At 50.3% G+C, this 22,770-nt stretch carries 22 protein-coding genes; 14 read left to right on the forward strand and 8 right to left on the reverse strand.

Going from position 1 to position 22,770, the window contains the following annotated elements; all coding sequences use genetic code 11:
* The first annotated feature begins 46 nt into the window (after positions 1-46).
* The 3 genes from parE (at position 47) to gap (ending at position 4,122) form a co-directional block, all read left to right on the forward strand.
* A complete protein-coding gene (gene parE, locus GA565_RS04150) occupies positions 47-1,942 on the forward strand; it encodes a DNA topoisomerase IV subunit B (protein WP_152197455.1) in 1,896 nt (631 codons plus the stop codon).
* A 111-nt stretch (positions 1,943-2,053) separates the two neighbouring features.
* Positions 2,054-3,034: a GlxA family transcriptional regulator gene (locus GA565_RS04155; protein WP_152197456.1), complete on the forward strand. Its 981-nt coding sequence runs from the start codon at positions 2,054-2,056 to the stop codon at positions 3,032-3,034.
* Between the two features lie 77 nt (positions 3,035-3,111).
* Complete coding sequence (gene gap, locus GA565_RS04160) at positions 3,112-4,122, forward strand: type I glyceraldehyde-3-phosphate dehydrogenase (protein WP_152197457.1); 1,011 nt, start codon at positions 3,112-3,114, stop codon at positions 4,120-4,122.
* Positions 4,123-5,423: 1,301 nt separating this feature from the next.
* Here the strand turns inward: gap and GA565_RS04165 are convergent.
* Together GA565_RS04165 and GA565_RS04170 are read right to left on the reverse strand one after the other, a co-directional pair.
* Positions 5,424-5,717, reverse strand: coding sequence for a DUF2767 family protein (locus GA565_RS04165; protein ID WP_152197458.1), 294 nt, complete (start codon positions 5,715-5,717; stop codon positions 5,424-5,426).
* A gap of 34 nt (positions 5,718-5,751) precedes the next feature.
* A complete protein-coding gene (locus GA565_RS04170; RefSeq protein ID WP_152197459.1) occupies positions 5,752-6,081 on the reverse strand; it encodes a hypothetical protein in 330 nt (109 codons plus the stop codon).
* Between the two features lie 619 nt (positions 6,082-6,700).
* Between GA565_RS04170 and GA565_RS04175 the strand changes: the two genes are divergently transcribed.
* Both GA565_RS04175 and GA565_RS04180 read left to right on the forward strand, forming a co-directional pair.
* Positions 6,701-7,033 (forward strand): hypothetical protein, encoded by a 333-nt coding sequence (locus tag GA565_RS04175; RefSeq protein WP_152197460.1) that lies wholly within the window; start codon positions 6,701-6,703, stop codon positions 7,031-7,033.
* A gap of 300 nt (positions 7,034-7,333) precedes the next feature.
* Positions 7,334-7,738, forward strand: a complete 405-nt coding sequence (locus tag GA565_RS04180) for a helix-turn-helix domain-containing protein (protein WP_193311873.1) — start codon at positions 7,334-7,336, stop codon at positions 7,736-7,738.
* A 47-nt stretch (positions 7,739-7,785) separates the two neighbouring features.
* Here the strand turns inward: GA565_RS04180 and GA565_RS04185 are convergent, their stop codons facing one another.
* On the reverse strand, positions 7,786-8,091 hold the full coding sequence (locus tag GA565_RS04185; protein ID WP_152197462.1) for a putative quinol monooxygenase: 306 nt from the start codon (positions 8,089-8,091) through the stop codon (positions 7,786-7,788).
* A gap of 131 nt (positions 8,092-8,222) precedes the next feature.
* On the reverse strand, positions 8,223-8,822 hold the full coding sequence (locus GA565_RS04190; protein WP_055782818.1) for an NAD(P)H-dependent oxidoreductase: 600 nt from the start codon (positions 8,820-8,822) through the stop codon (positions 8,223-8,225).
* A gap of 315 nt (positions 8,823-9,137) precedes the next feature.
* On the opposite strand from GA565_RS04190, the gene parC reads away from it, so the two are divergent.
* The 3 genes from parC to ftsP all read left to right on the forward strand — a co-directional run bounded on the left by parC (position 9,138) and on the right by ftsP (position 13,991).
* Positions 9,138-11,411 (forward strand): DNA topoisomerase IV subunit A, encoded by a 2,274-nt coding sequence (parC, locus tag GA565_RS04195; protein ID WP_152197463.1) that lies wholly within the window; start codon positions 9,138-9,140, stop codon positions 11,409-11,411.
* A 279-nt stretch (positions 11,412-11,690) separates the two neighbouring features.
* On the forward strand, positions 11,691-12,437 hold the full coding sequence (locus tag GA565_RS04200; protein ID WP_152197464.1) for a 1-acylglycerol-3-phosphate O-acyltransferase: 747 nt from the start codon (positions 11,691-11,693) through the stop codon (positions 12,435-12,437).
* A gap of 132 nt (positions 12,438-12,569) precedes the next feature.
* Positions 12,570-13,991, forward strand: a complete 1,422-nt coding sequence (gene ftsP / locus GA565_RS04205) for a cell division protein FtsP (protein WP_152197465.1) — start codon at positions 12,570-12,572, stop codon at positions 13,989-13,991.
* A gap of 73 nt (positions 13,992-14,064) precedes the next feature.
* On the opposite strand, the gene dkgA is transcribed toward ftsP, so the two are convergent.
* On the reverse strand, positions 14,065-14,895 hold the full coding sequence (gene dkgA, locus GA565_RS04210) for a 2,5-didehydrogluconate reductase DkgA (RefSeq protein ID WP_152197466.1): 831 nt from the start codon (positions 14,893-14,895) through the stop codon (positions 14,065-14,067).
* A gap of 279 nt (positions 14,896-15,174) precedes the next feature.
* Here dkgA and GA565_RS04215 point away from each other — a divergent pair, with 279 nt between their 5' ends.
* Positions 15,175-16,104 carry an AraC family transcriptional regulator gene (locus GA565_RS04215; RefSeq protein WP_152197467.1) on the forward strand — a complete coding sequence of 310 codons (930 nt, stop codon included), beginning with the start codon at positions 15,175-15,177 and terminating at the stop codon, positions 16,102-16,104.
* 34 nt (positions 16,105-16,138) lie between these two features.
* Here GA565_RS04215 and GA565_RS04220 read toward each other — a convergent pair whose 3' ends face one another.
* Together GA565_RS04220 and metC are read right to left on the reverse strand one after the other, a co-directional pair.
* Positions 16,139-16,801, reverse strand: a complete 663-nt coding sequence (locus GA565_RS04220) for a DedA family protein (protein ID WP_152197468.1) — start codon at positions 16,799-16,801, stop codon at positions 16,139-16,141.
* A gap of 181 nt (positions 16,802-16,982) precedes the next feature.
* Positions 16,983-18,170 (reverse strand): cystathionine beta-lyase, encoded by a 1,188-nt coding sequence (gene metC / locus GA565_RS04225; RefSeq protein ID WP_152197469.1) that lies wholly within the window; start codon positions 18,168-18,170, stop codon positions 16,983-16,985.
* Between the two features lie 303 nt (positions 18,171-18,473).
* Between metC and exbB the strand changes: the two genes are divergently transcribed.
* The 4 genes from exbB to GA565_RS04245 all read left to right on the forward strand — a co-directional run bounded on the left by exbB (position 18,474) and on the right by GA565_RS04245 (position 21,325).
* The gene (exbB, locus tag GA565_RS04230; RefSeq protein WP_226950900.1) at positions 18,474-19,457 is read left to right on the forward strand and encodes a tol-pal system-associated acyl-CoA thioesterase; all 984 of its coding nucleotides are present in this window, start codon (positions 18,474-18,476) and stop codon (positions 19,455-19,457) included.
* Between the two features lie 7 nt (positions 19,458-19,464).
* Positions 19,465-19,896, forward strand: a complete 432-nt coding sequence (gene exbD, locus GA565_RS04235) for a TonB system transport protein ExbD (protein ID WP_152197470.1) — start codon at positions 19,465-19,467, stop codon at positions 19,894-19,896.
* A 117-nt stretch (positions 19,897-20,013) separates the two neighbouring features.
* Complete coding sequence (gene alkB, locus GA565_RS04240; RefSeq protein WP_152197471.1) at positions 20,014-20,667, forward strand: DNA oxidative demethylase AlkB; 654 nt, start codon at positions 20,014-20,016, stop codon at positions 20,665-20,667.
* A gap of 178 nt (positions 20,668-20,845) precedes the next feature.
* Entirely contained in the window at positions 20,846-21,325 is a 480-nt protein-coding gene (locus GA565_RS04245) for a cold-shock protein (protein ID WP_055782851.1), read from the forward strand.
* Here GA565_RS04245 and GA565_RS04250 read toward each other — a convergent pair.
* Positions 21,312-22,109 (reverse strand): helix-turn-helix transcriptional regulator, encoded by a 798-nt coding sequence (locus tag GA565_RS04250; RefSeq protein ID WP_152197472.1) that lies wholly within the window; start codon positions 22,107-22,109, stop codon positions 21,312-21,314. The genes GA565_RS04245 and GA565_RS04250 overlap by 14 nt on opposite strands.
* A 111-nt stretch (positions 22,110-22,220) precedes the next feature.
* Here GA565_RS04250 and GA565_RS04255 point away from each other — a divergent pair, with 111 nt between their 5' ends.
* Positions 22,221-22,766 (forward strand): NADPH-dependent FMN reductase, encoded by a 546-nt coding sequence (locus GA565_RS04255; RefSeq protein WP_226950901.1) that lies wholly within the window; start codon positions 22,221-22,223, stop codon positions 22,764-22,766.
* Positions 22,767-22,770: the final 4 nt, after the last annotated feature.

The raw sequence follows: 22,770 nt of genomic DNA on the forward strand, positions 1-22,770 counted from the left end.
ACAACAGTATCGTTCACTTACAACCAGAGCCACGAATTAATAAACGATGAGCCAATCTACTTATAACGCGGATTCTATTGAGGTTCTTAGCGGCCTTGAACCTGTGCGTCGCCGCCCTGGCATGTATACCGACACCACCCGGCCAAACCATCTTGGCCAGGAAGTTATCGATAACAGCGTCGATGAAGCGCTGGCGGGCCATGCCCGTCGTATCGAAGTTATCCTGCACGCCGACCAGTCTCTTGAAGTCACCGACGACGGTCGCGGCATGCCCGTTGATATTCACCCCGAAGAAGGCATTCCGGCCGTAGAACTTATTTTCTGCCGCCTTCACGCCGGGGGTAAATTCTCCAACAAAAACTACCAGTTCTCCGGCGGCCTGCACGGCGTGGGCATTTCTGTGGTTAATGCCTTGTCCACCCGAGTCGAAGTTACCGTGCGCCGCGACGGCCAGGTCTATTCAATGGCCTTTGAAAACGGTGATAAAGTTCAGGACTTGAACGTGACCGGCACGGTCGGTAAGCGCAACACCGGTACCAGCGTCCATTTCTGGCCAGACGTCAGCTTCTTCGACAGCCCGCGTTTTTCAGTAAGTCGCCTCAGCCATTTACTGAAGGCCAAAGCGGTACTTTGTCCCGGCGTTGAAATTATTTTCAAAGATCAGGTTAACAATACTGAACAGCGTTGGTGTTATCAGGATGGTCTCACTGACTACCTGATGGAAGCGGTAAATGGCCTGATCACGCTGCCTGAAAAAGCTTTTGTCGGCACTTTTGCCGGTGATACAGAAGCGGTTGACTGGGCGTTGCTGTGGCTGCCTGAAGGCGGCGAAATGCTGACCGAAAGCTATGTTAACCTGATCCCGACCATGCAGGGTGGCACCCACGTTAACGGCCTGCGTCAGGGATTGCTTGATGCGATGCGCGAGTTCTGCGAATTCCGCAATATTCTGCCTCGCGGCGTGAAACTGTCGGCCGAAGACATCTGGGACCGCTGTGCCTATGTGCTGTCGGTGAAAATGCAGGATCCGCAGTTTGCAGGGCAAACCAAAGAGCGTCTCTCTTCACGTCAGTGTGCGGCATTCGTTTCAGGTGTGGTGAAAGACGCCTTTAGCCTGTGGCTAAATCAGAACGTTCAGGCGGCCGAACAGCTTGCCGAGCTGGCGATTTCCAGCGCGCAGCGTCGTATGCGTGCAGCCAAAAAAGTGGTGCGCAAAAAGCTGACCAGCGGACCGGCGCTGCCGGGTAAACTGGCCGACTGCAGCTCTCAAGACCTGAACATGACTGAACTGTTCCTGGTGGAAGGGGATTCAGCGGGCGGATCCGCCAAGCAGGCACGCGATCGCGTGTTTCAGGCGATCATGCCGTTGAAAGGTAAGATCCTCAACACCTGGGAAGTCTCTTCAGACGAAGTGTTGGCTTCGCAGGAAGTACATGATATTTCCGTGGCGATCGGTATTGATCCCGACAGCGAAGATCTGAGCCAGCTGCGTTACGGCAAAATTTGTATCCTTGCGGATGCGGACTCCGACGGCCTGCACATTGCAACCCTGCTGTGCGCACTGTTCGTGCGTCACTTCCGGTCGTTGGTTCGCGGAGGTCACGTTTATGTTGCCATGCCGCCTCTGTACCGCATCGATTTGGGTAAAGAGGTGTTCTACGCGCTGGATGAAGAAGAGAAGGCCGGCGTGCTGGAGCAGTTGAAACGTAAAAAGGGCAAGCCTAACGTTCAACGATTCAAAGGGTTAGGTGAAATGAACCCCCTGCAGCTGCGTGAAACCACGCTGGATCCCAACACGCGTCGCCTGGTGCAGTTAACCATCGACGAAGAAGATATCGATCAGACATTGCGCATGATGGACATGCTGCTCGCCAAAAAGCGTTCTGAAGATCGCCGCAATTGGCTACAGGACAAAGGCGACACTGCCGAACTGTCCGTTTGAGGGTCAATTTCGGTATCCACTCAGCACATTAGCGAAAAGACAGTAAGTCGCCCGGCTTACTGTGGTGATCCCCAGGCTTGACTTATTTTGTCCAATTTGTATTTTAAGGACATGCATACATTCCTGATTATTGCCCCCGACGGGGGCATGTTATTCGAGCCGGCGGGGATCGCCGATATTCTGACGCAGGCAAACCGCTTGAGACTCCCCGACTCCCAACAGGCTCCTTACCAGGTCAGCCTCGCTACGCCCCAGCCACATCGTGTAGTACATGGAATGTCGGGCCTTAATCTGCTGGCAGACCATCTCCTCTCTGAGCTTGACCCCGAATTGAGCCGTGACACCGTGTTGATAACCGGTAAGGGATCCGACGTGGTGGAGAGTGCCGCGGTAATGGACTGGATCCGCCGCGCAGCACCCTATACGCGACGTATCGTCTCAATTTGTGGCGGAGCCTGGCTTCTGGCTGGGGCAGGTCTGTTGGACGGGCGCAGGGCAACCACTCATTGGCGAATGCTCGACGCCCTGCAATCAACGTTCCCTCGGGTTAACGTTGAAAAAGGGCCTATTTATATTCAGGACGGCGCAGTCTGGACCTCGGCAGGCGTCAGCTCAGGATTTGATCTGACGTTGGCGCTGGTCGAAGACGATCACGGTTTCGTCCTCGCCCGCAGCGTGGCGCAGGATATGGTGATGTTTCTGCGCAGGCCCGGCGGGCAGTCGCAGTTCAGCCGTTTTCTGCTCAATCAGGCCAACACACCAGGCCCTATTCGCGAGCTTCAGTCCTGGATACTCGAAAATCTTGCCGACAATCTGTCGGTAGAAAAATTGGCCGAGCGGGTATCGATGAGTCCGCGCAATTTCACTCGCGTATTCACCCGGCAAACCGGCGTCAGCCCCGCACGCTATGTCGAAGAAGTTCGCCTGGATGTGGCTCGTCAACATCTTGAACAAAGCTCCGACAAACTTGAACAAATCGCCTTGCATACCGGCTTCGGCAACAGCCTCAATCTGCGACGCGTTTTTGAACGCAATCTTCAGCTCAGTCCTGCAGATTACCGTCAGCGCTTTTATGCTCGAAATATGGCCTAAATTGATCCCTAATTGTCATTTACGCCAAATCCTCACTGCACTATTTTTAATATAGGCAAATAACTGAGGAGTGCATTATGGTCAAGGTGGGTATCAATGGCTTCGGCAGAATCGGTCGCAATGTTTTGCGCGCCGCTCTGGGCCGCGACGACTTTCAGGTAGTGGCGATTAACGATCTGACTGACAGTAAAACGCTGGCGCATCTCTTAAAATACGACTCACTTTCTGGCACGTTAGCGGCCAAGGTTGAAGCGGGCGAGGGACAGTTGCTGGTGGATGGCCGAGTGATTCGCGTCTTTAGTGAACGTGACCCCGGGCAAATCCCGTGGAGCAGCGTGGGCGTTGACGTAGTAATCGAAGCCACCGGATTTTTCACCGATAAAGCCAAAGCCGAAGTTCACATCACCCAAGGCGGTGCCAAGAGGGTGATCATCTCCGCACCCGGCAAGGACGATGACCTGACCGTGGTGATGGGGGTCAACGATGAGCGCTATGATCCGACGCGCCATAAAGTGGTCAGCAACGGCAGCTGTACCACCAATGGCCTGGCACCTGCGGTGCAGGTACTGCATCAAAACTTTGGTATCGAACACGGCCTGATGAACACGACTCACGCCTACACCAACAGTCAGGTTCTGCACGATCAGCCGGAAAAAGATTTGCGCGGAGCGCGTGCGGCAGCACTGTCGATTGTTCCTTACTCCAGCGGGGCGGCTAAAGCGATCGGCAAAGTTATTCCTGAGTTGGACGGCCTACTGACCGGCTATTCGCTGCGTGTGCCGGTTCCTGTTGTCTCTATCGTTGACCTGACCGTGACGCTTAAACGCAATGTGACGGTGGAGGAAATCAATGCCGCCTTCCGTAAAGCGGCAGAATCTGGCCCCCTGCAGGGGATACTTGGTTACAGCGATGAGCCTTTAGTCTCCAGCGACTATCAGGGGGACCCGCGTTCCTCAATCATTGATGGGCTTTCCACACTGGTCATCGGCGGTAATTTGATCAAGATTCTTGCCTGGTATGACAACGAATGGGGCTTCTCAAACCGCCTGGTCGACTTGGCGGTTCTGATGGAAAAACGCGGCCTATAGACCCGGTTAATAGGTTAAGAACTAAGGGGTTGAAATCCACGCTATCAGGCAGAGATTTCAACCCACAGTGGATAATGATCCGAACCGCTATTTTCACTGCCTATCCAGCAACGACTGACGCGGCTGGTCAGCAGTGGGGACAGCATGCAGTGGTCGATTCTTCCCAGCCGCGAAGAAAAGGCGAAGGTGGCAATAGCAATTAATTTTTTTCATTCTTATAAATAATTTATGTACAGAGCACGAAGGGGAAGGGAGAGTATTAGTTTGACTGTTTTTATTGACTACTTCTGTCAGTGATTCGGAATTTATCAGTGTGTGAATAAAACTATGTAGAGTGAGTTTTTATAATGCTGGCGGATTTTCATGATACCAATTTGGTCATAAAACCTTCATGGAAGGCTAATTTTAAAATCAAATAAATTTGATCATATTCAATAAGTTAGGGTTTATTTTTATTATCATTATAAAGTGTAACCCTCAACTGCAATAAGATGTAAATCCTATCAGTACATTATTCCATGCATTGCCATTAAGGACTGTATTATCTGTCGCCATAACGCTTTGCTTGAGGGGATATCTAAAGAATTGGATAAAGCACGATGTAATTTTTGCGTGAAAATAGAGAGCTATTTATTACGGAGAATGTGTTATTGGTTTCTTACATTATAACAAGTACGGCGTGTGAATATATTTTTAATCGCTTAGGTCATCACATGGCAAAGAACACTAAAATGGGAATTTGAAATAAAGAGGTTAATGTAGAGAAATTACCTGGTATGAAGTACGGAAAGTCTGTTTCCTCTTTATATTCCCAGCATCAAATGCTGTTTATTTTCCTTATCATGACGTTAGAAACACTAAATGTTGGTCGTTCTACCTCTTTTCGAACCCACTTTCCAGCTTTGTTCAAAGCTGACCACCATGAATGACCTCGCTGGGAGGTGAGGTGTCACGGTGGGCATATCGTGCAAGAGGCTCAAGTAGAGCACAGTGAAAGTTCCTGACAGTAAAGGTGCTAACTAAAGTTGAATTGAAAACTTGATTGACCAAAAATTTTGATCAAAAATTACACGCAGAAAATCCTCTCCTTAAAGAAGATGACAGAAATATTACACATACAAAATATTACATTTTATTTAAGCTATTTACTTATTTAGGAGTTATCCTATTTTTACTGTTTGCTCTATCCGAAATTAACGCAATCTTTGTGTGGATTATCGCCAAGTTATCTTCAAATGCAGACAAGTATTTGCATCATTCCTTAACCTCTTAGCACCGCATTGTTAAGCTTTATGCGTGAATTAACGATGTTTTTCCTTTTCCTCGTTAGCTGTTGAAATATTATCTCTTTGAGCTTTACTGCCATTATCGGCGACGCTTTCATTTTCTATTGAACCTTCCAATAGTTGTATTGCTAGCATCAGTGATTTTCGTTCTAAGGTGCGACTTTCTTTAACCTGGCGTAATTCTTCACGTAATGAGTGGGCAATTATTGCTTTATTGGTTTCGATCCCTTCCTGGGCAAAAGCAAACGCTTTTTCTCCTATTATTCTGCATGCCTCGCCGTAGAGAATGTCGGCTTCATTGGTATTCATTTACTCTCCTGAATGTAACCTCAGTGAAATACGCCTACGGGTCCTCTAGCATAGGTTCTTGAGTTTCAAAAACCAGGTCTACGGAATCCAAAATTTCTTTGGCGATTTCATTACCCATCAGTAATCGACTGCCATCATAAATAGTAAACTGATGAGGCTGATTTGGATTTTTGCCATCTTCAATAAGTTCAACAACGTAGAATTTGGCTCCTGTTGATGTTACAGCTGCAATCGCGGCACTGACTACCTGAGGCTCAGAATATTTATTTTTAAGAATGGCTATGCTTTTTGAACTATCAATTTTTGAAAGGATTAATACCCTTTCAAACATTTTTATAAGTTCGGTTTCGCTGATTTCTACCATATTCTTTAACCTCAGCAATGACGTTTTCCCTGGTGTTGAATCACAACCCAAAGGCAGTTAGTATTTATACTGCCCGTCCATGGTAGCTAAGTTACTGATATTGATCAATTTTTTTATTATTGATTTCGCTAAGTTATTGAATTTGATCGTTTTTATGGTTACAGGTGGATACTAATTAGACAGCATAGTGTTAATTAATCGTTTTTTAAATGTTTTAAAACCTATACAGGAAAGTTTTAAATGTACAGTTTTAGGCGTCTCATTATTCATGAAAAAAAACAAGTATTAATACTTTGACACAAATATTACCCATAAAGTGCATTGTTGATTTTTTTTGCGTTAATTTTTTTTAAAAAAATAGCCGTACTGCGTGTGAAGTTGCCAAAGATAATAGGCTTCCATAAGCTAAATTAAAGAAAATTAAGCTGAAATTTATGAGTGCTCAGTGATGTGGGGTTGGCTCATTTTTTTAAAATTTTTAATCAGATTTCAAGTTGGTTTATGTGTTATTTATAATAGAAGCAGTAGAATTTTATAAAAATACCCTGCACGCTTAATCCTAACCTTCGTATTGGGATTTTTTCTACCCTACTACAAAAATGCACTTTGGGAATTGTCTATGCACAATGAACGTAAAATAGAGTTTGAAGCCTGCCCTTTTTGTAATAGTCCGCTATCCAAAAGCCCAACCAATTGTTTTCATTGTGGCGCAGAAATGATGAAAGGATATATAAATACCAGGCAGAGAAAACAAATGTTAGCAATAAGAATATTGCTCATTAGTGCTTGTTTGGTGATTTTCTTTTTTCTTTTTCAAAGCGTACGTGACGGCGGAGTCATCATCGTCTCCGGTCTATTATGCCTGCTTGCTTCTTGGATAGGACCCTTGCTTTTCTTTAAAATTAAAAACAAAAAAAATAACATTTGGAAGAAAAAGCCGATTCCATGGTAAGTCGCGATTAATCAGAAAAGCTTATGTTTTATCATAAGCTCTTGTAATGAGTGATAGATTGATTGGAATTCCAGAAAATTTCTTATAATAAAAATTATCCTGTAGGAAGATTCGGATTTCACCGCAGAAAGAGGTTTTTTAAGGGATTTGAATCAAAAAAATTGAATCTGATAAAGTGTATCCTGATCCCTGTTTTGCTAGCGTAGGCGAGGAAGTGCCGGGCGTATGGCTGACTCGCGCTATAAATTTTATTTTATAGCCCTTTAATAACCTGTCTGAATGAGATGGCATTTAAACGCTATGAACAACAGTGAAGAAATAGGAAAAAGGCTCATTTTTAGGCGCACGGCGTTGGGATGGTCACAGGTTTGCCTTTCTCAAAAATCCGGAGTCTCGTTGGTTCAGGTTTCACGCTACGAGTTAGGCAAGGTAAAACCTACCCCCGTAGTATTGACCAAGTTGGCTCAGGCTCTTTCGGTCTCTTTCACCTGGCTTGCCTATGGTCGGGATGACGAAGCGCCCGCTGACGGCGATATGCCGCCCGGCAGGCTGCGGGTGTCTACAGACTTATCCAACTATATTATTACCCAGGCGAAGATAGCCGGCGTTGAACCCGACGAGATGACGTCGAGATTGATAAAGATAGGCATCGCCATCTATGAATTGGAGATAAAGTCGGACAATAAAAAACCGGAGCCGCGTTAACGACTCCGGTTTGTTTAGTCTTCTTGCTGGGCATTGACCCCGTAAAATCAGGCTTTTTCGATAATGTTAATTCTTACATCCACCACATCGTTTTTAATGTTTTCACGATGTGCGTGCATATGAGCTGCCTGCTGATGATCTTCCAGATGTGCCAGGCTTTCCCAATCTTCTAGCATGAAAATAGAATCCGGTGCGCTTTGACGCCAAGGTATCTGGCCTTTGACGTCGATAAAAGGCTCATAGCGATGACAGCCTTTTTCTTCCAGAACGCTGGGTAGAAGCTGAGTGATTTTTTCTAGCACCGCATCACGACGGCCCGGCTTGATGATGATTTCAGCAATTACGGTTATCATAAAAACCTCGGTTTCCCTTTAAATGTGTGAGCCATAAACATGACTGACTCACGCGAATGGTGACCCCTGAGTGTGGCAATAAACACCGCCTTTGCCAAACACGCTTAAGATTTACAGAATTAACTGAATGCTTATTCTGCCGCTTCGGCCTGACCAAATACGTGGTCGAGGTGCGCGCGATAGTGGGCAAAATAGCCTTCAATGTCGGGGTCTTTGATAACGTCGTTACACATAAAGGTTGGCAGTGTATCCATGCCCAGGAACTGGTTGGCTTTATGGAACGGCAGATAAACGCCGTCAACGCCCACACCGTGGAAGAATTGGTCTTTATCTTCGAAGGCTTCAAGTGGTGCATTCCAGGTGACAGAAAGCATGTATGCTGTGCCTTGAATCAGGCCGCCAGAACCGTATTTTTTTGACGCGTCTGAACGCGAACGACCATCACTTTGGTACAAACGACCGTGGCCTTCGGTGAACACTTCATCAATGTATTTTTTCAATGTCCACGGCGCGCCCATCCACCAACCCGGCATCTGGTAAATGATGGCATCGGCCCACAGATAGCTCTGTATTTCGGCTTCAATATCATAACCCTGTTCGATATTGGTGACGCGCACGCTGTGTCCTGCATCGCGCAGGAACGTGTCGCCAACTTCTGTCAGGCTGATGTTAAGTGCGCCTTTTGAGTGGGCGAATGTTTTTCCTGCGTTGATAATCAATATGTTGCTCATGGCAATGACCTCGTTATTAAACTGTTAAACAGAGTGTACAAGAGATCGTTGACGTGAAAAATGTGCGCCAGAGCACAATACTATTGCTTAAAATGCAATAATCAGGCGGCGTTATCGACTTTTTATGAGTTTTTTGAGCATAACATGCGCGACCAAATCACAGCAACTGTGACAGCTATACGCCATATGATGTACTATCGCGAACATCATCGCCTTGTGCGGCAGCGCCTGCGCGTGTCTGCAAGCAGGCCTCCTTATTTTCCAGAACGTTTATTTTCCAGCACGACAGTGCCATGGGGCTGAGGATAAAAAGTAATGAGCGAAGTGACTCATGACGGTACAGAGCGTTTAGCGCTGCACACGTTTACCGAGAATGCCTATCTGAACTACTCCATGTACGTAATCATGGACAGGGCACTCCCTTATATTGGCGACGGCCTCAAGCCGGTTCAGCGCCGCATTATTTATGCCATGTCTGAGCTTGGCCTCAGCAATAATGCCAAATTCAAAAAATCAGCGCGTACCGTCGGTGACGTGCTGGGTAAATATCATCCGCACGGCGACAGTGCCTGTTACGAAGCCATGGTATTGATGGCACAGCCTTTCTCCTATCGTTATCCGCTGGTTGACGGGCAGGGGAACTGGGGTGCGCCGGATGACCCGAAATCCTTCGCCGCCATGCGTTATACCGAATCGCGCCTGTCGAAATATGCTGAAGTACTGCTGCGCGAGCTGGGTCAGGGAACTTCTGACTGGGTGCCAAACTTCGACGGCACTATGCAGGAGCCGAAAATGCTGCCTGCGCGCCTGCCCAATATTTTGCTCAACGGCACTACCGGTATTGCCGTGGGTATGGCGACAGATATTCCGCCGCACAACCTGCGTGAAGTCGCTAACGCTGCTGTGGCGCTGCTCGAAAAACCGGGCAGTACGCTGGAAGATTTGCTTGAGTTTGTGCAGGGGCCAGACTTCCCGACTGAAGCTGAAATCATTACCCCGCGCAATGAAATTCGCAAAATCTATGAGTCGGGCAAAGGCTCGGTTCGCATGCGTGCGCTGTGGAAAAAAGAGGACGGTGACGCCGTTATCACCGCACTGCCGCATCAGGTTTCGGGCGCGAAAGTGCTGGAGCAAATTGCCAACCAAATGCGGGCCAAGAAGCTGCCTATGGTTGAGGATCTGCGCGACGAATCCGATCATGAGAATCCAACGCGCCTGGTGATTGTGCCGCGATCGAACCGTGTTGATCTCGATCAGGTAATGAATCACCTGTTTGCGACCACCGATCTTGAGCGCAGCTACCGCATTAATATGAATATGATCGGTCTGGACAACCGCCCGCAGGTGAAAGGGCTGGTAGAGATCCTGAACGAGTGGCTGTCATATCGTCGCGATACCGTTCGTCGTCGACTGAATTTCCGCCTCGATAAGGTGCTGAAACGCCTGCATATTTTGGAAGGCTTACTGACTGCTTTCCTGAATATTGATGAAGTGATCCACATCATTCGCTCCGAGGACGAGCCTAAGCCTGTGTTGATGGCGCGTTTTGCTTTGAGTGAAACGCAGGCCGAGGCGATCCTCGAGTTGAAATTGCGCCACTTGGCCAAACTCGAAGAGATGAAGATCCGCGGTGAGCAGGACGAACTGGCAAAAGAGCGCGATCAATTGCAGGCGCTGCTGGCCTCGGAGCGCAAGCTGAGTACCCTGATCCGTAAAGAGATCCAGGCCGATGCCGAAGCCTACGGTGACGATCGCCGTTCGCCAATCATCGAACGTGGTGAAGCAAAGGCCATGAGCGAAAGCGACTTTGTTCCGTCTGAACCGGTAACGGTGGTGTTGTCAGAAATGGGCTGGGTGCGCAGTGCTAAAGGTCATGACATCGACCCTACCGGTCTGAGTTACAAGGCCGGAGACAGCTTCCGCAGCGCTGCCAAGGGTAAAAGTAATCAGCCGGTGGTGTTTATCGACTCCACTGGTCGCAGCTATGCGCTAGACACCAATACGCTGCCGTCGGCGCGCGGGCAGGGCGAGCCGTTAACCGGCAAGCTGACGCCGCCTCCAGGCGCCACGATTTCGCAGGTGCTGATGGCCGCCGATGACCAGAAGTTGCTCATGGCCTCAGATGCGGGTTACGGTTTTGTCTGTACCTTTAACGACTTGGTGGCGCGCAATCGTGCAGGCAAGGCTATGATTACTCTGCCTGAAAATGCCAAGGCGTTGCCGCCTATCGAGTTGGTGGGCGAAGACGATATGCTGCTTTCTGTTACCAGCGCGGGCCGTATGCTGCTGTTCCCGGTGGCTGACTTGCCGCAGTTGTCGAAGGGTAAAGGCAACAAGATTGTGTCTATTGCCTCGGCAGATGCTGCCGCGGGCAAGGACAATCTCGCCTGGCTGCTGGTACTGGCTCCGCAAACATCGGTTACGCTGCACGTAGGTAAACGCAAACTGACGTTGCGTCCTGAAGACCTGCAGAAGTTCCGCGCTGAGCGAGGCCGCAAAGGTACGCTGCTGCCGCGTGGGCTCCAGAGGATTGACAGAGTTGAGGTTGACGCCCCGGCTCGTCCTTCCATCGGAGAAAGCGAAGAGTAAATTTTTACCGACATATTCAGGGCACTTTTGTGCCCTGAATTGTGTGGGGTCACAAAGGCGAGACGTTGCTTGTTAACTTACGTAGCGCACTGATAATCTTTATTCCTGAGCACAATTAATCCACGTTTGTAACAAACTCTATTATCTGGATTAATAAAAACCCTCTTCGGGTGAAGAATAACTATTGTATAGAGCTTGCTGAGGCCCGAGAATAGCCCAGCGGCAAAGGAACCGCAGGGTCAATTCTGTTGACTTCGGTTGTATGCTTAAGAGGGTGTTATGTTACTTATTTTTCGCTTTATTTATGTCGTGGTTTTCTCAATTCTGGTGTGTATTTTCGGCTCGATTTATTGCCTTTTCAGCCCAAGAAATCCAAAACATGTAGCGACTTTCGGCCATCTTTTTGGCGGACTGGCACCGATATTTGGCCTAAAGGTTGAGAAACGCATCCCTGCTGAAGCGGCGCATTACGGAAACTGCATCTATATTGCCAATCACCAAAACAATTACGACATGGTGACCGCGGCCAACGTCGTACAGCCAAGAACGGTCACGGTCGGCAAAAAAAGCCTGCTCTGGATACCTTTCTTTGGCCCGCTTTACTGGGTGACCGGTAACCTGTTGATTGATAGAGATAACCGTGCGAAGGCGCATGGCACTATCTCGCAGGTTGTCGAGCAGATTAAAAAGAAAAATGTGTCAATCTGGATGTTCCCTGAAGGCACCCGCAGCCGCGGCCGTGGCCTTATGCCGTTTAAAACCGGTGCGTTCCATGCCGCCATTGCCGCAGGCGTGCCCATCGTGCCTATTTGCGTGTCTAATACCAGCAACAAAATTAAACTGAATCGCTGGAATAACGGTCAGGTGATCATTGAAATGCTGCCGCCGGTCGACACCACGCAATACGGTAAAGAGCGCATGCGTGAATTAGTTGAGCATTGTCATCAGATAATGGGTGTGAAAATTGCCGAGCTAGATGCCGAAGTGGCTATTCGCGAAGCTGAATTAAAGAAAAAAAATAAATAGTTTTTCAATCACTCGGGTAATAGAGAGTCTATGCGAGTCGGCTCCTCCCTGAGTGATTGCTATTAGTGCTCACCGCCATTGAGGGTTAGTGAGCTTATACTGCCGCTTAGATTTTGTTCTCATGGAGAAGATATGTCCCTCAGTCGTCGCAATTTTTTACAGGCATCCGGATTGGCGCTAGCCGCTGGATCACTGCCGCTGAGGGCACATGCAGGTGATGCGCAGCCGGCGTTGCCCATTCCTCCACTCATTGAATCCCGCCGCGGACAGCCTCTTTTCCTGACATTGCAGCAGGCGCACTGGTCTTTTCTTGGCGGCAGCAAGGCACCGGTATGGGGATTCAACGGCATGTATCTCGGGCCGACGGTGCGAGTTCACAGCGGTGATGACGTCAAGCTTATCTACAGCAACCGCCTGCCGTCGCCGGCTTCAATGACTATCAGCGGTTTGCAGGTGCCCGGAACGTTAACCGGCGGTGCAGCACGAATGATGTCTTCCGGCAGCGACTGGTCGCCAGTATTGCCGATTCGTCAGCCAGCCGCAACCTGCTGGTACCACGCCAATACGCCATCCCATATGGCGCCGCAGGTCTATAACGGCCTGGCTGGAATGTGGCTGGTGGAAGATGAAGTCAGCAAAAGCCTGCCGCTGCCCAATCATTATGGTGTAGATGATTTTCCAATCATCATTCAGGACAAACGGCTCGACAACTTCGGCGTTCCGCAGTACGACACACCGGCCAGCGGAGGATTCTTCGGCGACACTATGCTGGTTAATGGCGTGCAAAGTCCGTTTGTGCAGGTTTCACGCGGCTGGGTTCGCCTGCGCCTGCTTAACGCCTCCAACGCTCGCCGTTATGAATTGACCATGAGCGATAATCGTCCATTCCACGTGGTGGCTTCCGACCTGGGTTTCTTACCCGCACCGGTGAGTGTTTCTCGTCTGTCGTTGGCGCCGGGCGAACGCCGAGAAGTGCTGATTGATATGACACAGGGCGACGAGGTTTCAATTTCTGCCGGTGAAGCGGCGGGCATTATGGACCGGCTGCGTGGGCTATTCCAGCCATCAAGCATTCTGGTTTCCACCCTGGTTCTGACGCTGAGACCTACCGGCCTGTTGCCGCTGGTGACCGATAACCTGCCCATGCGCCTGCTCGCCGATCAGCTTATCACCGGCAACGTGGTGCGCAGCCGTGAGTTCCGTCTGGGAGACAGTCAGCCGGGGATCAACGGTGCAGTATTTGATGCGTCAAGAACCGACGTGCAGGCGATGCAGGGAACGTGGGAACGCTGGACCATTCACGCCGATTTGCCGCAGCCTTTCCACGTGCAGGGGGTGAATTTCCTGGTTAAATCGGTGAACGGCGCCGCGCCTCTGATTGAGGATGCCGGTTTTAAAGATACGGTGTGGGTCGATGGCGAGGTCGATTTGCTGGTGTATTTCAATCAGCCGTCCTACGAGCACTTTCCCTTCTTCTATTATAGCCAGACGCTGGAACTTGCCGACCGCGGAACGATGGGGCAAATGGTCGTACAACCCGCTTCAAACTTTTAGTCCACTGCCTGCGTATGTTCAAAGCTGAAGGGCAGAATGGGGGAGTGACTCCCCCATGTAGAGTTCTTTCAAATCAGAAATTGAGTACATCTTCTGGATTCGGCCCTAAGCGGTTGCCAGTGTCCAACTTGGTAAATTCTGCTAACTCTTCTTTTTCCAGCTTGAAGTCGAAAACGTTAAAGTTTTCATGAATACGTTTCGGCGTAACGGATTTCGGAATAACAATCAGCCCATTGTCCAGATGCCAGCGGATCACTATTTGCGCCGGGGTTTTTTCGTACTTCTCAGCCAGTTTTTTAATTAACGGTTGATCAAACAGACCGTCACCGCCCTGTGCGAGTGGACTCCAGGACTCAGTAGCAATGCGGTGAGTGGCATTCCAGGCGTGCAGTTGACGCTGGGCAAGAGAAGGGTGCAGCTCAATCTGGTTTACGGTTGGCGCAACGCCGGTTTCGTCAATAAGGCGCTGAAGGTGAGGAATGTGGAAATTACACACCCCAATGCTCTTCGCCAGCCCCTGCTCCTTAAGCTTAAGCAGCTGTTTCCAGGATTCAACATAATTGCCTTTGTCCGGCAGCGGCCAGTGGATCAGATAAAGGTCGACATGGTCGAGTTTAAGTTTTTCGAGGCTCTCTTCCAGCGCTTTCTGTGCATACAGCTGCTGGTCATTCCAAAGTTTAGTGGTAACGAAAATTTCTTCACGAGGAACGCTGGTTTCCTGAAGCGCTTTACCTACGCCTTCCTCATTTTTATACGCTGCGGCAGTATCAATATGACGATAGCCCGCGTTGAGCGCTGTGCCTACCGCATGAGTCGCTTCGTCATTGCTTGCCTTCCAAACGCCGAGGCCGAGCTGAGGAATGTGGTTGCCGTCATGAAGTTGTATGATGGATTGCGTTGACATAAATCTCTCCTGTTGGGGGATGCGTAATCCACGCATTAAGTGCCTGATGGGGTAAGTTTAGTAAACGAATAGCCATTTCGCTGAGTTTGCTAATGATTCATTTTCAGTTATTTATCTAAAAAGTGACTTCAGCGCTGCCAATCCCACACTTTAGCGGCATGGTTGAGCATTTGAGATGCACATTTCTGTTTAAACCTTGCCCAGTCCTGCAATCCTGTATAGAAAAATCGGCGAATATGGCAGAATCATTGCCAGTTTGTTTCTGTTCGGAGATGAGTAATGCAAGATGTCGAGAGCCTGTGCGCGGAGTTGGCTAAAAAAGTCGAGCGCCTGACGGAAGGTACGAATAAATTTCAGTCGAGCGTGCCGCAGGCCACGCTGATGTGTTACTCAAGCTATCACGCCCGCCAGCCTGTCATGTACAACCCGAGTTTGACGATTGTATTTCAGGGCAGCAAGGTGGGTTATCTGGGCAATAAAACCTTTTCTTATGACCCCAAAAACTATCTGATGCTTACCGTTCCTCTGCCGTTTGAATGTGAGACTTTTGGCACGCCCGAGCGCCCGGTGACAGGCGTTTCTATCCGTATTGATTCGGTGATGCTGCAGGACCTGCTCATGGAAATGGGGGATGAAGGGTTTGCGCACCAGCCCGATCAGTCGTCCGGGATTACCTCCGGCCTGCTGGATGAAGATATTCTCTGCGCCAGCGAGCGTTTGCTTGACGTGATGGATAAACCGCTGCGCGCCAAAGTGCTCGGCCCGCAAATTATCCGTGAAATTTTGTTCTTTATACTTACCAGCGAAAACGGCGGCGCGCTGCAGGCGCTGGTAAACCGTCATACCCATTTTAGCCAGATAGCCAAAGCGCTGCGGAAAATTGAAAATCAGTATGCCCAGCCGCTCAGCGTTGAACAGTTGGCCAGCGATGTCAATATGAGCGTTTCCGCGTTTCACCACAACTTTAAGGCCGTCACCAGCACGTCGCCGCTGCAATATCTGAAAAACTATCGGCTGCACAAGGCGCGGACGATGATGATTTATGACGGAGTGAAGGCCAGTATCGCGGCCCTAAACGTCGGATATGAAAGTGCATCGCAGTTTAGTCGGGAATTTAAACGCTATTTCGGCGTGACCCCAAGTGACGAAATTGCCCGTATGCGTGAGGGCAATTCGCTGAGTCTGTCTGAAACTGTATTTGGCTCTTAATCAGAAAGCGCTCGTGATAAGAAAGCACTCTTAATTAAGAGGCTATCTTGCGGCGGTTGCGCCAAACCACGAGCACCGCGCCAACCAGACCGGTCACTAACAGCAGGGCGGGCAGGATCATTAGCCCGGCCATGACTTTTTCTTCATGGCGCTGAACGAGAGGGATATGGCACAGCGCATAGCCCATGCCGACAATAACCCCGACCCACAGCACGGCGCTGAGCCAGTTAAACAGCTGAAATCGGGCATTATCAAGACCTGAAATACCGGCGATCGTTGGCAGTAGTGTTCGCACAAACGCCAGAAAACGACCGGCTAGAAGGGCGGCTAAGCCGTGTTTAAGAAACAAATTATGAGCGCGTTCGTGATAGCTCGCCGGCAGCTGCAACAGCCAACCTTTCACTATTCGAGTATGACCCAGCCATCGGCCCTGCAAATAACTGAACCAGCAACCCAGGCTTGAGGCCACGATTAAAATAATCAGCGTCGGTACCAGGCTCATGACCCCTTTTGACACCAGCGCGCCGGTCAGCAGCAGCAGGCTGTCACCGGGAAGGAAAGAGGCGGGCAGCAGACCGTTTTCAAGAAACAGCGTGGTAAACAGAACGGCGTAGACGACCCACAAAACGTTTGGATTGGCTAAAACGCTAAAATCGTGTTGCCAGAGTGCGTGAAGAATCTGAGTTAATACCGCCATAGTATTTCCTGTCTGATGTGCTGCAAAACGTGAAATTTCGGGCAACTGCCAGAGGTCACGAGAAAAGAAAAATAGTACCAACAACCTTTATAAGTATTTTACATATTATGGTCAAAAACCGCACACAATCCTATCAGATAAGTAAGGATTTGCGCGGCCTGTCGCAATGATTTTCTTACACTCAGACGATGCGTGCAAAGGCCGAATTCAAATCGTCAATCAGGTCGTCACAGTTCTCCAGCCCGATGTGTACGCGAACCAGCGTTCCGGTGAAATCAACCTGCTCCCCGGGTCGAATAGCCTGAATTTCTTCGGGCTGGTTAGCTAACACCAGCGATTCGAAACCGCCCCAGGAGTACGCCATGCTGAAATGCTCAAAGTGGTCGAGATACTCGGCCAGCTGGCCGTCGGTCAGGCGCTTTTTCAGAATAAAGGAAAACAGGCCACAGCTGCCGGTAAAATCGCGCTTCCAAAATTCATGCCCCTGACTGCCGGGCAGCGCAGGGTGATTCACACGGGCAACGTCGGGATGTGTTTCAAGCCACTGCGCGATACGCAGGCTGCTTTCTGCGTGCTGTTTGAGCCGAATGCCCATAGTGCGCAAGCCTCGACTGGCGACATAGGCCGTGTCGGCGTCAACCATTTGCCCCATCAGATAAGACTGCTCGCGCAGCTGTTCCCAACAGCGGGCGTTAGACACCGCCGTGCCAATCATCGCGTCCGAGTGGCCGACAATGTATTTGGTGCCCGCCTGAATCGAAATATCAATATCAAACTCCAGCGCCTTGAACAAAATGCCTGCCGCCCAGGTGTTGTCGATCATGATAATGACTTCCGGCGAGACCGCGCGCACGGCCTGCACGATAGCAGGAATATCAGGGACCTCCATAGTGATTGACCCCGGGGACTCAAGAAATACGATGCGCGTATTGGGCTGCATCATGCGGGCAATGTTCGCGCCAATCGAGGCCGGATAATAAGTCGTACTCACGCCGAGGCGGGTCAGTACTTTGGAGCAGAAATCCTGCGTCGGTTCGTAGGACGAGCTGGCCATCAGCACGTGGTCACCGGTTTCTATAAATGCCAAGATGGCGTTGCTCACCGCCGCCGCACCGCAGGGATAAAGCGCACAGCCCGCGCCGCCTTCAAGCTCGACCATCGCCTCCTGCAGCGAAAAATGGGTTAACGTGCCGCGACGGCCATAAAACAATTCGCCGTTGGCGCGATGGGCAGTGGCGAACTTTTTTTCTGCAACGGACTCAAACACCAGTGAAGACGCTCGCTGGATAACAGTATTAACCGATCCCTGAGTAAATTTTTTGTCTCTTCCCGCGCTGATTAATGCTGTTTCAATCTTCTTGGATGTCATAAGACCGCTTTCACCTTGTTAACTGGGCCATTTGGCGCTTTTTATTACGTTAACATGCCATCTCGCCTGGGTCAGTCATTTGGCAGCATGTGTGAGAAAGTTTCATATTTCACCCCTGGATGATTTTTTAGTCTTATGCGTAATGTAAATAATAATGAGAACTACTATCACTTGTGGCTTTTTTTTTGCTATGATTTGCCGCTATTAATATTTTCAATAAATGATTATGGCTGGAGGCGCTACGTGCAAACGTGTCGCATTAAGATGAACAAAGCGGTGTCATTTTTGACGGACGTAAAACAGATGATGAGTACGCGTAAAAGTGGTACAGCAAGAATCGGTACTGTAATGACTTCATGGGTGCTGATTGCTGGATTAAGCGGCAGCGCGTGGGCAGCGCCTGCTTCCAATGCGTCCAACGCAGTTGCGCCTTCGCAGACTTCGTCTGCATCTGTCGAACCTTCAGCAGCGGCGCCAACCGCAACAGACGGTAGCGCAGCACCCGTGCTGCAGAGCACTAACGGTGCCGACAACGGCGCAGCTCAGTCTTCGCAAACGCCAATCATTCCAAAAGACCTGTCCGTATTGGGCATGTATCAGCACGCCGACATCGTGGTAAAAATTGTCATGATTGGCCTGCTGCTAGCCTCTGTCGTGACCTGGACCTTACTGTTCAGTAAAGGTGCCGAAGTGTTCACAGGCAAACGTCGCCTGCGCCGTGAGCTTTCTTCACTGCTGCCGGTTCGCTCGCTGAAAGAGGCGCTGGAACAGGCTGAAAGCTTCTCCGCCAACAGCATCAGCAGCCAGATGCTGCGCGATGCCGAAAACGAACTTGAATTGTCGGCGGGTTCTAGCGACAACGGCGGTATTAAAGACAGGACAGGTTTCCGCCTTGAGCGTCGCGTAAGCGCTGCCGGTCGTCATATGGGGCGTGGTAACGGTATTCTGGCCACCATCGGGGCTATCTCACCGTTTGTCGGCCTGTTCGGCACGGTATGGGGCATCATGAACAGCTTCATCGGCATTGCCCAAACGCAAACGACCAATCTGGCCGTTGTGGCACCGGGTATCGCCGAAGCCCTGTTAGCGACAGCGGTGGGTCTGATTGCGGCAATACCTGCGGTGGTTATCTACAATATTTTCGCCCGTACTATTGCGTCATACCGTCATCAGGTTGGCGACGTAGCGGCACAGATTCTGCTCTTGCAGGGTCGCGATCTGGATTTGGCAGCCAGTGCCGATGAAGCACCGCGCGCCCAGGCGGGTCATAAGTTACGCGTAGGGTAAGTCAATCATGGCAATTCGTTTGAACGACGACCTCGATGAAAGCGGCGAAATGCATGACATTAACGTCACGCCGTTTATCGACGTTATGCTGGTGCTGCTGATCATCTTTATGGTGGCAGCGCCTTTGGCAACGGTAGACGTGCGGGTTAATTTGCCGGCTTCTACCGCCCAGTCACAGCCTCGCCCACCTAAGCCGGTGTTCCTGTCGGTGAAAGCGGACAACCAGATGTTCCTCGGTGACGACCCGGTCACCGCGGCGAGCTTGGGCGCGATGCTGAGCCAGCTCACCCAGGGTGATAAGCAGACCACTATTTTCTTCCGCGCCGATAAAACGGTGGATTACGCCACTATCATGAGCGTGATGGATAACCTGCGTACCGCCGGTTACCTGAAAGTCGGTCTGGTGGGCGAAGAGAAAAACGGCGCAGCGGCCAAGTAAACGACACACCGTTATCACCACGTTAAAAAGCCTGAGACATTCCATTGTCTCGGGCTTTTTTATTGAGATCGGCAGGGGCTGTTATACTTAATGTTGGTTTGACTGGCAGGAGGACACATGACACTCGATCTTTTCGATCACCCGGATTTTCACCCAAGCTGGCGTGAGGACTTGTGCCCCGGCGCCGTGGTGCTGCGCGGTGCTGCGCTGGCCGACTGCCGTGAACTGCTTAAGGCTATCGACAATATTGCCATTCAGGTGCCTTTTCAGTATCGCGCTACGCCTGGCGGTTATGCAATGTCGGTGGCGATGACCAACTGTGGTGACCTGGGGTGGGTGACCGACCAGCAGGGGTATCGCTACCAGTCTACTTCGCCTGAAACCCAAAGGCAGTGGCCTGCTATGCCGGATTTGTTTCGCACCTTGGCCATTCATGCCGCACGCGAAGCTGGTTTCGATGATTTCATGCCCGATGCCTGCCTGATTAACCGCTACCAGGTTGGTGCCAAAATGTCGCTGCATCAGGATAAAGACGAAGAGGATTTCGGACAGCCGATTGTATCGATTTCCCTCGGGCTGCCTGCCGTGTTTCAGTTTGGCGGGCTGGAGCGCAGCGATAAAACTCAGCGCGTCAATTTGACCCACGGCGACATTGTGGTGTGGGGAGGGCCTGCGCGCCTGCGCTACCACGGTATTTTGCCTCTGAAAACGGGTGAACATTCGTTAACCGGCCAGTACCGCTTTAATCTGACGTTTCGTAAGGCGCATTAAGCGTCTACAGGACGTTCTTAAACGGCCTCTTTTGAGGGCTATAAAGAACAGGAAAGCGCAGGACTTCGCATGCAATGTGCATTAAACTAGGCGACTTCACTGATTTACCCCCACGTTTAGCGTAGACGTCGGGCGTGAACAGGCATTTTTTGAACGAATTTATTAGGCGGTAAGAGCGATGAACGGTGTAATCACAACCTGGTTTGAAGATAAAGGTTTTGGCTTTATCAAAGATGAAAACGGTGATAACCGTTATTTCCATGTGATTAAAGTCGCCAACCCTGATTTGATCAAAAAAGATGCCGTGGTGACCTTTGAGCCCACCACCAATAACAAAGGCCTGTCGGCTTTTGCGGTGAAAGTGGCACCCGAGAGCAAGCATATTCACATTGCCGGCGAGCGCATCAAAATCACCAGCATCAAGTCCTTCCTGGCCTACAGCGAAGAAGTGCCTGCGGACTCAAAAATCGATAAAGAGAACGCCGTGCTGTCCGTTGGTCTGTTGATGAACCGCATTAAGCCGAAAGACGAAGAGACCAAAGCCGAAACGCGAACCATGAAAAAACTGCTGGTAACCACTTTCCAGAATACCAGCTATGTTTTTTCTGAAGACGAAATTGACGTCGACGCTACGGTAAAAATTCTCAAGGCACTGTAATTCCTGTCTGACCCGCGCTAACAGCCGAATCAGCCCTCATCAGGCTGCGCATATAACGTCCAGGCGGCTCGCCCAAGAGCCGCGTAAACATGGTCGAAAAAGCATTGGCGCTTTGATAGCCCAACTCCAGCGCCACCTGCGTAAGATTTTGCCCTCTCGACAGTCGGTCTACGGCGCTCACTACCCGTAGATGGTCTCGCCAGCGAGTAAACGTCATCCCGGTTTCGGCCTGAAACAAACGCGCCAGCGTGCGCGGGCTGCAGGCCGCAATTTCTGCGACCTGTTCAAGCGAATAACGACTCCCCGGATCTTGCTGCAACAGGCCGGTTATCTGGCGCAGGCGGCGATCCTTTCCCTTGGAAATAAACAGCGAGATGCCGGAAGACGCCGCACCGAGCTGGTGGACGATCAGCTGGCAGATAGCCGGAATATCGGCATTATTTCGCCCGGGTGTGGCAAAGGTCAGCGCTTCGATCGCCAGTTCGCGAAGTAAATCTGAAACATGCAGCGTCAGGCACGCTTTTGGCAGGGTCGCGCAAAGCTGCGGCGCAATCAGCAGCTGGATCACGTTCGAGAGTTCGCTGTAGGAGGCAGTATGCGCGACATCGGGCATCACCCACACCGCGCGCCCCGGCGGCGCCAGCCACCATCCGTCACGGGTCGTTATTGACGACGTTCCCTGCGTCACGAAGGTGAGTTGCCCCTGCGGATGACGATGTTCGGCGACCTGCGTACCAGCGGAATGACTAAAACGCCTGGCTTCAAGAGGGATTAAGAGCGACATGGCATAACCTCAAAGCGAGTTGTCAGTTACGCGAATGTTTTTATCATTAATATTGTCATAATGCCATTTATTCGCCGCTCACTGAACTGAGCGCCATTTAAATGAGGAAATATGATGACTAAATCACTGCGTATTGTCGGCATGGCAGGTAGCCTGCGTAACGATTCTTACAGCAAGATTGTATTGAATTCGCTGGTTGAAATGCTGCCCAAAGGTGCCGAATTTGCCAGTCTGGAGATTGGAGCACTGCCTTTTTATAACCAGGATCTCGATTTGCCGGTGGGTCCCGCCGACGTGCATCAGGCGCGTGACTTAGTCGCCAACGCCGACGCCGTTTTGATTGTTGTACCGGAATTTAACCATGGTCTTCCGGGCGTGCTGAAAAATGCCCTTGACTGGCTATCGCGCCCGGCCTTTACCAGCAGCATGGTCGGTAAGCCGGTGATGTTCGTTACCCTTTCGCCCGGCGCGCTGGGTGGCGTAAGAGCGCAGTATCAACTGCGTGAAACCCTAGCGTCTATGTTGTGCAAACTCGATCCCTTGCCTGAAGTCGTCATTACTTTCGTCGGACAAAAGGTCAGTGAAGGGCGGTTGACCGATGAGTCCACCCGCCTCTTTGTTCAGAAGACCCTCAATCAATTCCTTGATAGAATTTAAGATC

It is taken from the genome of Rouxiella sp. S1S-2 (assembly GCF_009208105.1).
Classification (GTDB): Bacteria; Pseudomonadota; Gammaproteobacteria; order Enterobacterales; family Enterobacteriaceae; genus Rouxiella.

Coding starts and splice junctions, on each gene's coding strand:
- parE (WP_152197455.1), top strand. CDS start 47: ATGAGCCAATCTACTTATAACGCGGATTCTATTGAGGTTCTTAGCGGC.
- GA565_RS04155 (WP_152197456.1), top strand. CDS start 2,054: ATGCATACATTCCTGATTATTGCCCCCGACGGGGGCATGTTATTCGAG.
- gap (WP_152197457.1), top strand. CDS start 3,112: ATGGTCAAGGTGGGTATCAATGGCTTCGGCAGAATCGGTCGCAATGTT.
- GA565_RS04165 (WP_152197458.1), bottom strand. CDS start 5,717: ATGAATACCAATGAAGCCGACATTCTCTACGGCGAGGCATGCAGAATA.
- GA565_RS04170 (WP_152197459.1), bottom strand. CDS start 6,081: ATGGTAGAAATCAGCGAAACCGAACTTATAAAAATGTTTGAAAGGGTA.
- GA565_RS04175 (WP_152197460.1), top strand. CDS start 6,701: ATGCACAATGAACGTAAAATAGAGTTTGAAGCCTGCCCTTTTTGTAAT.
- GA565_RS04180 (WP_193311873.1), top strand. CDS start 7,334: ATGAACAACAGTGAAGAAATAGGAAAAAGGCTCATTTTTAGGCGCACG.
- GA565_RS04185 (WP_152197462.1), bottom strand. CDS start 8,091: ATGATAACCGTAATTGCTGAAATCATCATCAAGCCGGGCCGTCGTGAT.
- GA565_RS04190 (WP_055782818.1), bottom strand. CDS start 8,822: ATGAGCAACATATTGATTATCAACGCAGGAAAAACATTCGCCCACTCA.
- parC (WP_152197463.1), top strand. CDS start 9,138: ATGAGCGAAGTGACTCATGACGGTACAGAGCGTTTAGCGCTGCACACG.
- GA565_RS04200 (WP_152197464.1), top strand. CDS start 11,691: ATGTTACTTATTTTTCGCTTTATTTATGTCGTGGTTTTCTCAATTCTG.
- ftsP (WP_152197465.1), top strand. CDS start 12,570: ATGTCCCTCAGTCGTCGCAATTTTTTACAGGCATCCGGATTGGCGCTA.
- dkgA (WP_152197466.1), bottom strand. CDS start 14,895: ATGTCAACGCAATCCATCATACAACTTCATGACGGCAACCACATTCCT.
- GA565_RS04215 (WP_152197467.1), top strand. CDS start 15,175: ATGCAAGATGTCGAGAGCCTGTGCGCGGAGTTGGCTAAAAAAGTCGAG.
- GA565_RS04220 (WP_152197468.1), bottom strand. CDS start 16,801: ATGGCGGTATTAACTCAGATTCTTCACGCACTCTGGCAACACGATTTT.
- metC (WP_152197469.1), bottom strand. CDS start 18,170: ATGACATCCAAGAAGATTGAAACAGCATTAATCAGCGCGGGAAGAGAC.
- exbB (WP_226950900.1), top strand. CDS start 18,474: ATGATGAGTACGCGTAAAAGTGGTACAGCAAGAATCGGTACTGTAATG.
- exbD (WP_152197470.1), top strand. CDS start 19,465: ATGGCAATTCGTTTGAACGACGACCTCGATGAAAGCGGCGAAATGCAT.
- alkB (WP_152197471.1), top strand. CDS start 20,014: ATGACACTCGATCTTTTCGATCACCCGGATTTTCACCCAAGCTGGCGT.
- GA565_RS04245 (WP_055782851.1), top strand. CDS start 20,846: ATGAACGGTGTAATCACAACCTGGTTTGAAGATAAAGGTTTTGGCTTT.
- GA565_RS04250 (WP_152197472.1), bottom strand. CDS start 22,109: ATGTCGCTCTTAATCCCTCTTGAAGCCAGGCGTTTTAGTCATTCCGCT.
- GA565_RS04255 (WP_226950901.1), top strand. CDS start 22,221: ATGATGACTAAATCACTGCGTATTGTCGGCATGGCAGGTAGCCTGCGT.